Raw genomic sequence first — 14,499 nt, 5'->3', positions numbered from 1 at the left:
AGGGAGGCGATCTTCCTGAGGGGCAGAGCGATCATCTGCCGAACGCAGCGTATGCATCTCCCCGGAACTGGTCAACGAAGTGCTGTGTGGCGGAAATACGCTTCCGGCCATGTGTGCCGGATGGGACGGAGTCCCGAATGGTCGGCTTCGTAAGGTGGGCGCTACGTCGTATCACCGCGGCCATGGGCGCCATTCGGGTATCGGCCCGCCTGATTTCTCACCTGAAACACGGCCGGACAGGTCCCGTGGGTGAGGAACGGGCCACTCCTCCTGTCCGGTAATGAGGATTCAGACCGAAACCGGGCGCTGCTGGCTGGGCCTCGGGATGCTGGATTTCCCGCTCCGCTTGCTGGATTCTGATTCCGACATCGAGCCGCACACAGAAACACAGAGGGTGACGCCGTGACGAAAGGAACGATCCTTGTTCTGGGGACATCCGGGATGCCTTCTTGGGGGCGGGACCAGATGAAACGGCTGAGCGAACAAGCGCGCCGCCGCGACCTGCGTCTGGTGGGCGCCGACACCGCGGCGAGGCTGGCCCAGGACACGCCGCAGGAGCGGGCGGTGTTCGACGAGACGGTGGAGCTCGACGTACGGGATGCGAGGGCGTGCCGCGCCTGGGCCGCCGGACAGAAGGGGCTCGACGCGGTGGTCACCATCGCGGAGCTCTCCGTGCTCCCCGCCGCGGAGATCGCGCAGGAACTCGGTCTGCCCGGCAATGATCCCGACGCGGTCCGCGGTATCCGGTACAAGGACCGGTGCCGCCGGCTCCTGCGGGAAGCCGGCTTCGTGCAGCCGGAGTCGGCTCTGTGCGACGGGCTGGAGGAGGCCCGGCGCTTCGTCCAGCAGACGGCTCCCGGTCCATGGGTGGTCAAGCCCCGCGACGGTCTGGCCAGCATCGGCGTCTGCGTGGTCCATGACCCTGAGGACCTGCCGGCGGCCGTGGCACTGGCATCCCGGGCGACGTTCATGGAGGAGGTGACGTCCCCGGCGGATGGCACTCCGGGATCAGTCCGTGACTCCGGCAGGGCGGCCCGGGAGACGTTCCCGTTCCTTGTCGAGACCTACGTGAGCGGAGCCGAGTACTCCGCCGAAGGAGTCTTCGTCGGGGGAACTCCCCTGGTCCTCGGGCTGACCCGCAAGCTGGTGACCAGCGGCTTCATCTCCACCAGCCAGCGCATGCCCTCGGGGCTGGACCAGGCGACCGCGTCAGCGGCCCAGGACACCGTGGCCCGTGCGCTGACGGCGACCGGGATCACCCACGGAGCGTTCCACGTCGAGCTGTGGGTCACCGACCGCGGCATCGTCCTGGGTGAGTTCCACATTCGCACCGGAGGCGACTTCATCCACGCGCTGGTGGAGCACACCCGGCCCGGCCTGGAGTTCTACGGCATGCACCTCGACGATCTGCTGGGCAACACACCGGGTCCGGTCCCGCCGGTGACACGGGCGGCCCGGGTCCAGTTCCTTTTCCCGCCCGCGGGCAGGCTGCGGGCGGTGCACGGATGGGACGCCCTCACGCATCACCCGGCCGTGCTCAACGCCGACCTCATGGTCTCCGAAGGCGATGTCATTCCGCAGACAGCGGACTCGTTCACCCGGGCAGGAGTGTTCGTGGTCGGGGGCGCCACCGCCGAGGAAGTCGACACCCTGGCCGAGAGCCTGGTGGCGCAGCTCGACTTCGAGACCGCGTGACGTGCGGCCCGGCATCCTTCAGCGCACCGGATTGGTGGAACCTCAATTCTTCGAGAGGCACACCCCGGTTTACGGGCCGACGCCGGCAGATCCGATCGGAGCACGCCTCTTTGCCGTGCCGCCCATCCCCTCATCCACCCATCTACGTCCACCCATCTACGTCCATCCATCTATAGAAATAAATCAGGATTCCCGCCCGCTTCGGAACTCACCAGCTCCGCAAGGACCTCCACGTACTGGCCGGAACCTGAATACCTGTGCCTGTGCCGAGGGCGCGGTCACATCGCCGGGACCGCCCTCGCCGGATCGCCCGGCAGTACCCGCATACGGTGCAGCCACGCGGTGGCCAAAGCCGAGGCGAAGCCCACGCCCATGCAGTACATCCAGGGCAACCAGACGCGCCCGGTCTGCTGCCCCGTGTCCATCGCCCAGCCGACGATCGCGTTGCCCACAGCCGCGGCTATGCCGGAGAAGACGTAGTAGAGGCCGAAGTAGGTCCCGGTCAGCGTCTCCGGGCCGAAGCGCGGAATCAGTTCCATCACCGACGGCTGAGCCGTCATCACTCCGGTGTAGAGCAGGAAGGTGCCGATGATCAGCGGCACCATGTGCAGCACCGCCTCTCCGGCGTCGACCGGATCCCGCATCCCCGCCACCAGTACCGGGGGCAGGAAACTCAGCCCCATGAGAGCCAGCCCCGGGGAAACCCAACGGGCGATGCTCCCACGCGCGCACACGTACCGCGTGACCCGGACCTGGAACAGTACGTTGACGGCGGTTCCCAGAATGGGCAGGACGCACGTCGCACCGCTCCATCCCGACGCCTCGCGGGCGGCCTGCGGGATCAGGAGGAGGATCTGGTTCTCCATGGTCGACATGCCCACCATGGCCAGGGCGAATGCCAGAAAGCCCCGGTTCCTCAGCACCTCGCGCCAGTCCCGTAGCACCGTCTCCCGCGCTGGCTTGACGCGATGCGGAGGAAGCGTACGCAGCTGAGTGGTCGCCAGCAGCAGCGAGAGGCCGGCGGCGAACAGCGCGCACAGGCGGAAGTCGGCGAGGAACAGCAGGCTGCCCAGCAGCATCCCGGTCAGGCTGCCGGTCGTGGACGCCATGTTGTGCAGCGCGAATGCCTCCGCTCTGCGGCCGGGGCACTCCACGGCGAGGTAGGCGCGCACCGACGGGTACATCAGGGCCGCGGCGAGACCGCTGAGCGCCGATGCGGCCAGTGCGACGGGGATGCCGCCGACGAGCGCGAAGAGCGAGTAGCCCACGGCGCCGACCAGGCACCCGGCCGGAAGGACGCGGTGTGCCCCGAGGCGGTCGGTGGCGCTGCCGCCCAGCACGAACAAGCACTGCGAGCTGATGCTGCGCAGCCCGAGCACCAGGCCCACGACGGTGGCCGACATGCCCAGGCCCAGGCCGAGATGTGAGGCGAGAAACGGAATCAGCAGATAGAAGCCGAGATCAATGCCGAACTGATTGATCAACAACAGCCGTACCGACGCAGGAAAACTGCGGACCGTCTGAAGCGTTCCCATATGCGGAGGGTAGAAGCATGAATCTCGCTTCAGCTATAAGTCGACAAAAGGAACCCCTTTCGGTGACATTTTCCATATTTACTGCCTTCGGACATGTCGTTCCGCTGCAATAAACGTAACGCCGTTGACGGAATGTGGCAGATGACTCCTTGCCGCACTTGGCTGCCGAGGACAACCGGACCGCCCCGACATCCCGCGGCGTTTCATGCCGGATCATGGCAAGAAAAGTTATTCGGCTGGTCCGATCAGCTGTATGGCCTGGGGAGACCGCCGTCCCACGGGGGAGTGCGGTGCGGCGTTTCCATCGGGCGTCGAAGCAGATGAAGTGGAACGGGGTGGAATTCTGCTCGCCGGTACGACGGGTGATGTCCGGGCTTTTGATGGCCGGGCACCGTTTACGGGAGATGACGGGCAGGATCCGGTGCTCGCGCAGGGCATCGCGGGTGGGGCGGGGGCGCAGGTCTTGACGCCGGACAGGGCGTGGGGGCGTCGCCGGGACCGGCCGAGGCGAGGCGGCCTGCGACGGACGGGATCATTCGACCGGGCAGGGCTCCGCGTGACGCCGCCGACATTGCCGACATCGCCGATACCGCCAACGCCGCTGACGCCTCTGACGTCGACCGCGCCGTGACGGCCTTCAGCGGGGTGCCGCGTCCGCCGCGGATCCTGTGGTGCTCGCTGAGCAAGATCCGGCACAACGGGTCGACGTGCACCTACCTCGCCGACTGGACCGCCACGAAACTCCGCTGGAAGCTCACCGCGGACACCCAGGAACGCGAAGCGCTGGAGAACCTGGCCAAGGACTGCGCGGACACCATCGTGAAGTACGAGGCAGCCCCGTAGACCTACACCACCGCAGCGTCCGCCCGGACCGGGGCGACCACAGCTCCGCCCGGGCTCCGCAGCCCAGCGGGAGTTCCGCTCATCTCCTCGCAGAACGCCCCGTCCCGGCGCTACGGCTGAGGACACACACCAGCAACCCGCCCAGGAGCACCGGATGAGCTAGCAGCGGGCCCCGCGCCCGTCCCCGACCGCCACCCCCTCGGCGAGCACGCCGCCGCGTCCGTTCTCGCGTGCGCAGCCGAACAGCGCGCGAAGGTCGACGCCCTCGCCTCGGTCCTGGAGAACATCGCGAAAACGGCTACCCGGCCGCAGAGTCCGGCCTGCTGTGGGAAAACGCCCGCGACGCTCACCTGGAGCGACGCGCGAGCTCGAAGCAATCGGGCTGGGCCGACCTGCCAGCGGCCAGGACGTCGTCCGGTTCCGCGGCATCGACGTCTTCGGCCTGCCCGCTGCCGGGGTAGTCACCCTGCTGCGCGGGCTCACCACGATCACCAAGGCCGAGGACGACCCGGCCTCCTTCATCGCACCAGACCTTCTTCTCAGCTTCTGGCGCCCCTTCGAAGCGGACGACGAACCTGACGAAGGACAGGGCCACTACTTCAGCTCGGTCCTCCTGGCTCGACCCGGCTACTACGACACGCCTGCTGAAGCAGCTGCCAGACTCCGCGCAGCTGGACACCAGGAGCCGTGACCTGACGAGAGTTCGGCTGGTGACGATCCACTCCCTACCACCGCCTTTCAGAGTGGAAGGGCCTTATCATCCACGGTCTTCAGGTCTGCCGGCAGATCAGGTGAGTCTCGCCAGTTCTGGGCGATCAGCAAGAGCGCGCCCCATGCGTCACGCGCCTCAGCGTTCGGCTGCCCGGAAGGCACTGCGTCCAGCACCCGCCTGGCAAGACCGTCGACAACCTCATAGAGGGCATTCGACACCTTGCTCACGTCATCGAGAGGTGAGCCCGCAGCATGAGGCGGTGCACCGTCGAGCCGGATGGTGACTGAGGCAGCCGAGTACGTCCTTCCATGGAGGAAGTCACGAAGGCTGGCAACTTGATGACGAGACGGCAGTAGCTGATCAGGACTCTGAGACACACTGTCACCCTATTTGGAGCGGGACCGTCGCTAACGTCCCTCACACAGCAGCGAAGCCCTGACCCGTGACAAGGCCACATAGACCCGAGACAACGATCACGATCGTGGCGTACGTCGAAGCCTGAACAGCAGATGAAGCAGCAACGCCTGACCCGCTGCGGTTCGGACGCTGCGGCCGGTCGTTCCCCTCGGCCAGCTCGGTCCCCGCACCTGCGACAAGACCCGGGCCGCCACCATTGAGGACGCCGCCGCGACCGCCCTGTCCTAGGGTCTTTCGTTTGGATCAGGCTGGATCAGGGAGCGGGGGCTGGTGCGTGCAGCTGCAAGGCGGAGGAAGGAGCCGACGCGGAGCGTCGGTGACTGACGACGACGCGGCAGATGTGCGTGCCGGCCCCCGCGAGCCCGGCATGATCCAAACGAGAGGCCCTAGGAGCATGGCCGGTCGGCCACGGAGTGGTCACCGATCGCGAGATCGACGATATGGTATTAGGTCAGTTCAGATGGGCTGCCGTCGGTCACTGCGGGCCGTCACACTGTGGGGCATGCCTTTCGGATACCAGTGGGGGATGCATGCGGCAAGATGCTTCGGGAAGAAGTAGCTGGGCGGGTGACGCAGTGAGTATGTTGCTGGTGTTCGCGCCTGACCCTGAGCTGGACTCTGAGACGGCTGAACGGCTGATGCGGCGATTACGGTCCGAGATTGCTGAGCTGGATGTCGACTCGGTTCGTGCTGGGCCTGCCGCTGCGGCCCCTCATGGTGCGAAGGGCAGCGATGCCGTCACGCTCGGGGCGATCGTCGTGGCGCTGAGCGCATCCGGTGGGGTGTTCACCGCCCTCATCGAAGTCCTGCGTGACTGGCTTGGCCGGACTTCCTCACGGCATCGCATCTCGTTGACCATCGACGGCGACACGATCGAACTGGAGCGGGCGTCCGACTCCGAGCGGCGCGATCTGATTGATGCGTTCATCCGTCGCCACACAAACCACACGGACATTTAGCCGTGGGTCGCCGACTGGCGATGCTCATCGCCACGTACGAATACCAGGACAGCAGCCTCCGGCAGTTAGCCGCGCCAGCACACGATGCGGAAGCCCTCGCTACGGTGCTGAGAGACCCAGCCATTGCCGGGTTCGATGTCACCACCCTGGTTAACCAGCCACATCATCTCGTCGGCGAGGCTATCGGCGATTTCTACCAAAATCGGCGCCGCGACGACCTCACCCTCCTTTATTTCACGGGCCATGGCCTCAAGGACGACGACGGTCGGCTTTACCTGGCGATGGCCAACACGCGCCGTGACAGTCCGCTGTTCACCGCTCTGTCCGCCGAACAGATCGACCAGGCCATAGAGGGGTGTGTCTCCCGGCAAAAGGTGCTGATCCTCGACTGCTGCTACAGCGGGGCGTTCCCCGCTGGGAAGATCTCCAAGGCTGACACTGCGGTACACACGCTTGAGCGCTTCCAGGGCCGCGGGCGTACCGTTCTGACCGCTTCGGACGCGACACAGTACTCGTTCGAAGGAAGCAGGGCGCACGGTCAGGCGTCGCAGTCGGTCTTCACCCGCTACCTGGTGGAAGGTCTACGTGACGGCAGCGCAGACCTCGACCTCGACGGCGACATCACCCTCGACGAGCTCTACAGCTACGTCCATGACCGAGTTGTCGACGAGATACCACAGCAACGGCCCAAGAAGCAGGACAACGTCGAAGGACGCATCGTTATCGCCCGCAACGTCAACTGGACCCTGCCTACTTATCTGCGCAACGGTTTATGTAGCCCCATCGCGACAGACCGGGTTGTCGCACTCGACGGGCTCACTCACCTGCACCGCATTGGCAATGACGTCGTACGCAACGCTGCTATCGAGGAGATCCGCCACCTCACCGAGGACGACAGTAAGTTCGTGTCCGCCGCCGCTGCCGCACGCTGGTCGTCCCTCGTCCAGCGAATTCCGCAGTCGTTGGGCGAAGTATCGGCGGAGCCAGCGGATGAATCACCGACCGAAACGTCCTCCGGTCCTCACTCGGGGCCAACAACCCTTCCCGATCCGAGTGGTGATCACGCTGACGGCCTGATCCCGTCACAGGTGGCTGAGCATGCTCCCACGCACCAGATGGCGGTCGCAGAACCGTCCCCTCTTCCGGAGCTCCAAGAGCCCGCGAACCCTGTTCCAGATCAGGACCTTGTGAAAAGGATCCTTGACGAGATGGAGCTCACCTACGTCGTTGACGACGAGGGCGACCTCACGGCACCGTGGGAGCAGTTCCGCGTCTATTTCATGTTCCGTGGGGAAGAGGACCAGCAGGTCTTCAGTGTGCGAACGTTCTACGATCGCCCCCTCAAGGTCCAAAGAAAGCAGCTACTAGAATCTATCGACGAGTGGAATCGTCGGACCCTATGGCCCAAGGTCTACACTCACACAGCGAACAACACCACCAGACTGATTGGCGAGGCACAGACGCTGGTCAGCACCGGCGTCTGCCTCGAGCAGTTCACCTCCTGCGTGGTCAGCTGGATTCGCGCCGCCATCGAGTTCGACGAGTGGATCGTGGAGCACCTCGCGTGAAGCGTGGGAATCACCCGTGATCCGGGACCTGGACGACTGCGAATTCCTGGAGAGCGACCTGCAGGGGCTGAGCGGCAAGTCCGGGTACACCGACCGCCGGATGCTCTCCCGGGACGGGCGCCCGCCCCCGCTCGGGGACGCGATCGCGCACTACGGGCGGATCTCGATCGGTGCGCTCGTCCACCAGCAGGGCCTCGCGCTGTCGGTCCTCCACCACCGGTTCGACCGGACAGACCTCCACGGCCAGCCACTCGGCCAGCACCTTCTCACCCGCGACGGTCGACGGCCAGAACCCCAGGGCCTCACGGATCTGCTGCGGTGGTACTCGGCGGTCCGGCCGGCCAGCGTGTGTACTCGGCGACGCCGGCAAGCCGCGAAGCGGCTCTGTCTACGCTGCCAGCGGCCCGGTCGATGACCTGCGGTGCCCCGAGATCAGCGAGACGGTTCACCTTGTGTTCGTCTCGGTTGAGTCCAAGCATCCGAGCTGCCGCGGTGGGGCTGTACCTGGGGTGAACCGGATAGTCATGGGAATGACGGCCACCGAGCGGTGGCCCACTCCAGCCAACCCGACCACCCAGGAGGTGGACCGTCAATCTCATGACCATCGAGTTCTGAAGCGTCGGGCTCCTCGAACAGCGCTCTCCAGTGCAAGAGGTCCGCATCGCTCATGAGGAAGGTCTGATCCGGAGTGGTTGACTGGCGATGGGCGATCCGAGCGCGTTGGGTCTCGTGGTCCACCGGAACGTAGACGAGGTGACAGGACGCACCCGCAGACTTCACCAACCAGCGGATTGCGGATCTCTCGTCACGAGACCAGCATCCGAAATCCAGGATCACGTTGGTTCCGATCCTCAGCGCCTCCAGAGCCAGCGAGAGCAGCCGTCCCTCCAGGACATCGCGCTTCCCATCCGGCTGTGGATCGCCGAACAGCGGAATCATCCACTCGTCAGGTGTTAGCCGCAGTGCACTGCGCTCCTCGGCCAGCTGCCGAGCCCTCGTGGTTTTTCCGGCCCCCGGCAGGCCGACTGTCAGAAACAACTCGGTCACATCCGGATCGTTCACGGAAACGATGCGGAGGGCAACTTCCTCGCGGCGAACGCTTCCGCGGTCCGCTCGTCGACATCGTCCTCGGCTCAAACGTCAACCACGCAGGCGCGTCCGTCGGCCAGCCGTACGCATCAGTCAGGCGCGTGCCGCCGCTTCCCTTCCGCCTCGCGCCAGTGGAGCCAGAACGGCTGTGAGGCGATCCCCACCACATCTGAAGTCCGGCACGATCAATCGGTCCCGCTCCAGCCACGACTCGTAGCCAACGTGGTCGCCTGCGGTCACCGCGCAGTACCAGCCCGCGAAGCTGCGGTCACCTTTGTTCTACCGGAACCCGCATACAGCCGGTACGTCCTCGAACCAGGCATCCACTCGGAGCCCAACGAGCTGCGACGGCGCTGGCCGCTGTCGAAGAAGTCCAGGTCAAAGGCGCTCAGCACAGGATCGCCGCACGCGCGTATCAGTTCCCCACCGTCTCCCCGGACAGCCAGCCCTCATGAGACCCACGCGCTCCGTGGCCGTGCCGCTCCGCAGGCTCCGCGGCCTCCGCGGGCTGACCAAGGTCCGTCGCCCAGGCGGGCGACCCGGAGTGCGGTGGCGGCGGGCCCGTGCGTAAGTAGCAGCAAGCCCCTTGTCCACGCCGTCACCCGCCCTCGCCGCCCAGGAGCCCCCGCATGTCCGACGCCACCCCGGAGTCCGCGGCAGCCGGTCCGGAGCCGGGCGCGGCCCAGCCCGTCGTCGCACCGCTGACCTGCGCCGCGCTGATCCTGGTCGCCACGATCGAGCCCGGCGGCGAGGCGGACGTGCGCGAGGCGCTGCCGGATCTGGCAGCCTTCGCCCGCTCCATCGACTTCCGCTATCCGCAGGCCGGCCTGATCTGCGTGACCGGTTTCGGTTCCGAGGCGTGGGACCGGCTGTTCACCGGGCCTCGTCCGGCGCTGCTCCACCCCTTCGAGGAGCTGCGCGGCGCCCGGCACCACGCGCCCGCCACACCGGGCGACCTGCTGTTCCACATCAGGGCCGAGCGGATGGACGTCTGCTTCGCCTGGGCGAACCGGCTGCTCGGCAGGCTCGGGGACGCGGTGCGGGTCGTCGACGAGACGCAGGGGTTCCGCTTCTTCGACCACCGGGACCTGCTCGGCTTCGTCGACGGCACGGAGAACCCCCTGGGGGACGACGCCCGTTCGGCGGCGCTGATCGGTGCCGAGGACCCGGCGTTCGCGGGCGGCAGCTATGTCATCGTGCAGAAGTACCTGCACGACCTGACCGCCTGGAACGCGCTGAGCACCACGGAGCAGGAACGGGTCATCGGCCGCACGAAGCTGGACGACATCGAATTCGACGACGCCGCCAAGCCCGCCGACTCGCACGTCGCCCTGAACACGATCACCGACGCGGACGGAACGGAACGCGACATCCTGCGCGCCAACATGCCGTTCGGCAGCTTCGAACAGGGCGAGTTCGGCACGTACTTCATCGGATACGCGGCCGATCCCGGAGTGACCGAGCAGATGCTCCGCAACATGTTCCTCGGCAGTCCGCCCGCCACCCACGATCGCATCCTCGACTTCTCGACCGCGGTCACCGGCACGCTGTTCCACGTCCCCAGCGCCGGCTTCCTCGACGCCCCGCCCCCACCGCCGTCCCCGGCCGGGGCCGCCGCCCTGCCGGAGCCCGCGTCCGCGCCGGTCACCGCACCGGCCCCGGACCGGCCCGCCGACGGTTCGCTGCACATCGGCAGCCTGCACGAAAGCGCCCAGTGATGAACAATCTGCACCGCGAACTCGCCCCCGTCACCGATGCCGCCTGGGACCAGATCGAGGAGGAGGCCCGGCGCACCTTCAGCCGTCATGTGGCCGGCCGCCGGGTCGTGGACGTCACCGACCCGGACGGCCCCGGGCTGGCGGCCATCGGCGACGGCCATCTCCGCGGCATCGACCCGCCCACCCCGGACGTCATCGCACGGGCCCGCACCTCGGTGCCGGTCATCGAGTGGCGGGTGCCGTTCACGGTGACCAGGTCGGCGGTGGACGACGTCGAGCGCGGCTCGGACGACAGCGACTGGCAGCCCGTCAAGGACGCGGCCCGCACCTGTGCGTTCGCCGAGGACATGGCGATCATCGACGGATACGCGTCGGCCGGGATCACCGGGCTGCGGAACGGCTCCTCGCACACACCGCTGACGCTGCCCGCCGACGCCCGTGACTACCCGGCCACCGTCAGCCAGGCGCTGACCCGGCTGCGACTGGCCGGTGTCGACGGCCCGTACCGGCTGCTGCTCGGAGCCGATGCCTTCACCGAGGCCACCGAGACCTCCGACCACGGGTACCCGGTGGCCACCCATCTGGGCAGGCTCCTCGACGACCAGATCCTGTGGGCGCCCGCCGTCACGGGCGGGGTGCTGCTGTCCACCCGGGGCGGCGACTTCGAGCTGCGCCTCGGGCAGGACCTCTCCATCGGCTATCAGGACCACGACGCGACGAGCATCCGGCTCTACTTCCATCAGGCGTTCACCTTCCGGATGCTGACTCCCGAGGCCGTGGTCCCGATCGTCGCCTGAGCCCGGTCACTGCCCCCGGTGGCCGGACGCCCTGACCTCCCAGGTCAGGCTGGTCGTGGCGAGGGCACGGACGGCGGGGTCACGGATGGCGTCCGTACGGTCGACGGCCCGTGCGGTCACCCGGTGGCCTCGGCCGTCCGGGCGGACGCCGAGCGAGGCGGGAGTGACGGCGGTGCGCCCGCGGGCGGCGGTGCGCTCCACCCCGTCCACGTACCAGCGCAGTTCGGTCCGGGCGAGGCCGGTACCGGTGCCCGGCCGGTGGGCGGGGGACGCGGCGCCGGTCGTGCGTACGGTGATGCGGTGGCCCGGAGCGAGTGCGGTGCTGGTACCGACAGTGCTGGTCAGGGCCTTGCCCGCGCGGTAGAACCCGGCGATCATCGCCTCGCGGCCCGGCAGGTTGAACTCGGTGTTGCTCAGCTCCCGCATGAGCGAGGACTCGGTGGGGCGGTACAGGCCGAACGGATAGTAGGCGCTGCCCTCGTACGTGCCGACGGTGCCGCCCGCCGGGTCGGGCTGGCCCAGCCAGCGATACCACTTCGTCTGCTTCTCGGCGAGCTGGCCGGAGGTGTACGTGGTGGAGTTGATGCCGCCGGGCTCGCCGCCGGTCCAGGTCCCGTACTCGTCGTAGGTGTACTCGTCGTCCAGCAGGCCCACCGAGTGGCCTATCTCGTGGGCGGCGATCATGCCGGAGGCGGGGTGGTCGGAGGAGAGGGTGGAGACCCCGTTGAAGGGGTAGCCCTCGGCCTGGAGCCCGGAGTAGCCCGCGCCGCCGTACTTGGTGGAGTTGGCGATGACGACCACGAGATCGGCGGCCGGGGCCTTCGCCGCGTACGCCGCCACCTTGTCGATGTCCGCGCAGATCAGCCGCTCGATGCCGGAGCACCAGAAGCCGCTCCCGAGCGCGGTGTTCCGGACGGTGCCGGCGCCGGGATCACCACTGATCCCGGATTCGGCGGAGACCGCGTCGACGGTCCACACGTTGAACAGGTCCTGGTAGCTCCGGTAGGGCTCCAGGGCCGTGATGTCGGCCCACTTGGCGGCGGCGTCGGCGTGGAAGTCGTCCTGCTGGCCGGCCGTGTAGCCGTCGCCGACGATCACGACGTCCAGGCGGTCGTCGGTCGGGCCGGTCACCGCCTGTTCGCCCACCGTGCCGTCGGCGGCCGCCCCGGCGGCACTCGGCGGAGCGGCGGTGGCGGAGCGTGCCGGAGCGGCGGCCGGGACTTCGGCGATCCGCCCGGCACCGCCGGGGTCGGGGAAGTACTCGGCCGCTACGCGGCGGCCGTCACCGGGGCCCGCGGGGGCGGCCGTGGCCGGGGCGGCGGCGGTCGCCGCCAGGAGCGCGGCGAGGGCGAGCCCCGCCGTGACTCCTGCCGTTCGGCGCGCGTGGGGGCGTATCCGCATGGACAACTCCTTCGGTTCCGGGGTGACTTCCAGGGGACGGGCCACGTGTAACCCTTAAGTTAAGTCGAGTTGATTCGGCACTTAACCTAGGGGCGAACGAACCTTCGAACAAGGTCCGGTGCCCGGTGCCCGGGGTCCGCATGCGGGCCCTTACGATGCGTGGACCGCGTTTCGCGGCGGTACGAGCCGGTACGAGGCAAAAAGAGGGGGCGGCGCGATGGCCGCGAAGAGCACGGCGGGACGGGGCGCGGCACCGGAGGACGACCCGAAGGATTTCGGGCGCCGTCTGCAACAACTGCGCCGCGACAGGCATCTGACGCAACGCCAGATCGCTGAGCCGCTCTACACCCCGGCCTACGTCTCCACCCTGGAGGCAGGCCGGGTACGTCCCTCGGAGTCCGCCGTGCGCCACCTCGCGGACCGGCTCGGTGTGACGTACGAGGAACTGGCGACGGGGCGCCCGGCCCACCTGGCGACCACCCTGCGGCTGCGGCTCGTCGAGGCCCAGCGGACCCTGGCCACCGGGGCCGCCGAGGACGCCGCCGCCGACTACGCCGGACTGCTCACCGAGGCAGCGGGGCACGGGCTCGACGAGGAACGCGCCACCGCCCTGCTGGGCCTTGGCCACTGCGCGCTGGAGACGGGCGATCTTCCCGCGGCCCGCGAGCACTTCGAGGCCGCGGAACGGCTCCTCGCTGACGCCCCGCTCCCCCGCCGCGCCCCGGCGATCCGCGGCCGGGCCGTCGCACACCTCCTGGCGGGCGAACTGCGGTACTCCTGCTACCTGCTGGAGAACGCCATCGACGAACTGAACACCTCGGGGCTCCAGGACCCCGGCGCGCTCCTGCTGCTGTACACGGCCGCGATCGCCCCGTACATGGACATGGGCGCCCACGCCCGTGCCGCCCAGGCGGGCGAACTGGCCCTGGCCCTCGCCCCGCGGGTGTCCGACCCGGAGCTGGTCGCCGGACTGCACCGCAGCGTCGCCCGCACGCTCATCGCGGCGGGCCGCACCGCCGAGGCGGACGCCTCACTGGCCCGCGCCGCGGAGATCTACCAGCAGCTCCAGATCCGCACCGAACTCGCGCACTGTCACTGGATGCGCGGCTACGTCCGCGCCCAGGACGGGGACCTGCCGGGCGCCGAGAGCGAACTGCGCGCCGCCCGCGACATGCTGGCGTCCAAGCGGGCTCTGCTCTACACGGCGCAGGTCGAGGTGGAGCTGGCCGATGTGCTGCGCCGCCGGGGCAGGACCGGCGAGGCCCGGGAGCTGCTCCACCGGCTCCTGGGCGAACTGCACCCGGACCGGGGCGCGGTGCACGCGGGCGGGGCGCACCGGCTGCTCGGCCTGATCCAGGAGGAGCAGGGCGATCCGGAGGCCGCCGAGGAGCACTACGTCACCGCGCTGTCCCTGCTGGAGCGGGCCGGGGCCGCCGGGGACCTCGCGGACCTCTCCCGGCTCCTGGGCGACCTGCTGCGTCGTACGGGCCGGACGGAGGCGGCCATGGACGCCTACCGGACCGGGCTCGGCCACCGTTCCTCCCCCGGCACCACCACCCTGGGCCCGGCCCCGGTCCGTCCCTTCACGGCCTGATCCGGACGACCGGCCCTACGGCTGCGGGGCCGGCTCGGGGCGCGGCTCCGGGGGTTTGGGGATCGGGTCCGGCGCGGGGCCGGGCGGAACCGGTCCCGGGGGCGGGGACGGCGGCTCCGGCAGCGGCGCGGGCGGGCCGGGCATCGGCCCGGGGGTGGGCGCGGGCGGCAC

The 14,499-nt window shown here is 68.6% G+C and carries 13 protein-coding genes and 1 pseudogene; 10 read left to right on the top strand and 4 right to left on the bottom strand.

What is annotated here, in order from left to right; genetic code table 11:
- Positions 1–465 precede the first annotated feature (465 nt).
- Entirely contained in the window at positions 466–1,695 is a 1,230-nt protein-coding gene (locus ACFVWY_RS09680; protein ID WP_389869117.1) for an ATP-grasp domain-containing protein, read from the top strand.
- A 278-nt stretch (positions 1,696–1,973) separates the two neighbouring features.
- Here ACFVWY_RS09680 and ACFVWY_RS09675 read toward each other — a convergent pair whose 3' ends face one another.
- Entirely contained in the window at positions 1,974–3,230 is a 1,257-nt protein-coding gene (locus ACFVWY_RS09675; RefSeq protein WP_389869114.1) for an MFS transporter, read from the bottom strand.
- 480 nt (positions 3,231–3,710) lie between these two features.
- On the opposite strand from ACFVWY_RS09675, the gene ACFVWY_RS09670 reads away from it, so the two are divergent.
- Positions 3,711–4,073, top strand: a complete 363-nt coding sequence (locus tag ACFVWY_RS09670; protein WP_389869111.1) for a hypothetical protein — start codon at positions 3,711–3,713, stop codon at positions 4,071–4,073.
- A gap of 325 nt (positions 4,074–4,398) precedes the next feature.
- Entirely contained in the window at positions 4,399–4,764 is a 366-nt protein-coding gene (locus ACFVWY_RS09665; protein WP_389869108.1) for a hypothetical protein, read from the top strand.
- A gap of 47 nt (positions 4,765–4,811) precedes the next feature.
- Here the strand turns inward: ACFVWY_RS09665 and ACFVWY_RS09660 are convergent, their stop codons facing one another.
- A complete protein-coding gene (locus ACFVWY_RS09660) occupies positions 4,812–5,012 on the bottom strand; it encodes a hypothetical protein (RefSeq protein WP_389869106.1) in 201 nt (66 codons plus the stop codon).
- Positions 5,013–5,783: 771 nt separating this feature from the next.
- Here ACFVWY_RS09660 and ACFVWY_RS09655 point away from each other — a divergent pair.
- From ACFVWY_RS09655 to ACFVWY_RS09640, 4 genes and pseudogenes are all read left to right on the top strand, one after another.
- Positions 5,784–6,161: a hypothetical protein gene (locus ACFVWY_RS09655; RefSeq protein ID WP_389869702.1), complete on the top strand. Its 378-nt coding sequence runs from the start codon at positions 5,784–5,786 to the stop codon at positions 6,159–6,161.
- A gap of 20 nt (positions 6,162–6,181) precedes the next feature.
- Positions 6,182–6,838: pseudogene (locus ACFVWY_RS09650) on the top strand (caspase domain-containing protein); the annotation flags it as partial.
- A 438-nt stretch (positions 6,839–7,276) separates the two neighbouring features.
- Positions 7,277–7,729, top strand: a complete 453-nt coding sequence (locus ACFVWY_RS09645) for a YbjN domain-containing protein (RefSeq protein WP_389869701.1) — start codon at positions 7,277–7,279, stop codon at positions 7,727–7,729.
- Positions 7,730–7,745: 16 nt separating this feature from the next.
- Complete coding sequence (locus ACFVWY_RS09640) at positions 7,746–8,144, top strand: hypothetical protein (protein ID WP_389869729.1); 399 nt, start codon at positions 7,746–7,748, stop codon at positions 8,142–8,144.
- A gap of 107 nt (positions 8,145–8,251) precedes the next feature.
- Here the strand turns inward: ACFVWY_RS09640 and ACFVWY_RS09635 are convergent, their stop codons facing one another.
- Positions 8,252–8,776, bottom strand: a complete 525-nt coding sequence (locus ACFVWY_RS09635; protein WP_389869698.1) for an AAA family ATPase — start codon at positions 8,774–8,776, stop codon at positions 8,252–8,254.
- A 671-nt stretch (positions 8,777–9,447) separates the two neighbouring features.
- Here ACFVWY_RS09635 and ACFVWY_RS09630 point away from each other — a divergent pair.
- Both ACFVWY_RS09630 and ACFVWY_RS09625 read left to right on the top strand, forming a co-directional pair.
- A complete protein-coding gene (locus ACFVWY_RS09630) occupies positions 9,448–10,536 on the top strand; it encodes a Dyp-type peroxidase (protein WP_389869103.1) in 1,089 nt (362 codons plus the stop codon).
- A complete protein-coding gene (locus tag ACFVWY_RS09625) occupies positions 10,536–11,333 on the top strand; it encodes a family 1 encapsulin nanocompartment shell protein (protein ID WP_389869101.1) in 798 nt (265 codons plus the stop codon). Before ACFVWY_RS09630 ends, ACFVWY_RS09625 begins: the two co-directional genes overlap by 1 nt.
- 6 nt (positions 11,334–11,339) lie before the next feature.
- Here ACFVWY_RS09625 and ACFVWY_RS09620 read toward each other — a convergent pair whose 3' ends face one another.
- Positions 11,340–12,734: a M64 family metallopeptidase gene (locus ACFVWY_RS09620; protein ID WP_389869098.1), complete on the bottom strand. Its 1,395-nt coding sequence runs from the start codon at positions 12,732–12,734 to the stop codon at positions 11,340–11,342.
- 217 nt (positions 12,735–12,951) lie between these two features.
- On the opposite strand from ACFVWY_RS09620, the gene ACFVWY_RS09615 reads away from it, so the two are divergent.
- Positions 12,952–14,328: a tetratricopeptide repeat protein gene (locus ACFVWY_RS09615; protein WP_389869096.1), complete on the top strand. Its 1,377-nt coding sequence runs from the start codon at positions 12,952–12,954 to the stop codon at positions 14,326–14,328.
- The last annotated feature ends 171 nt before the right edge of the window (positions 14,329–14,499 follow it).

The organism is Streptomyces sp. NPDC058195 (assembly GCF_042883525.1).
Taxonomy (GTDB): Bacteria; Actinomycetota; Actinomycetes; order Streptomycetales; family Streptomycetaceae; genus Streptomyces.
Note: the sequence above shows the minus strand (reverse complement) of the source record. Positions and strands in the feature narration are given on the sequence as shown.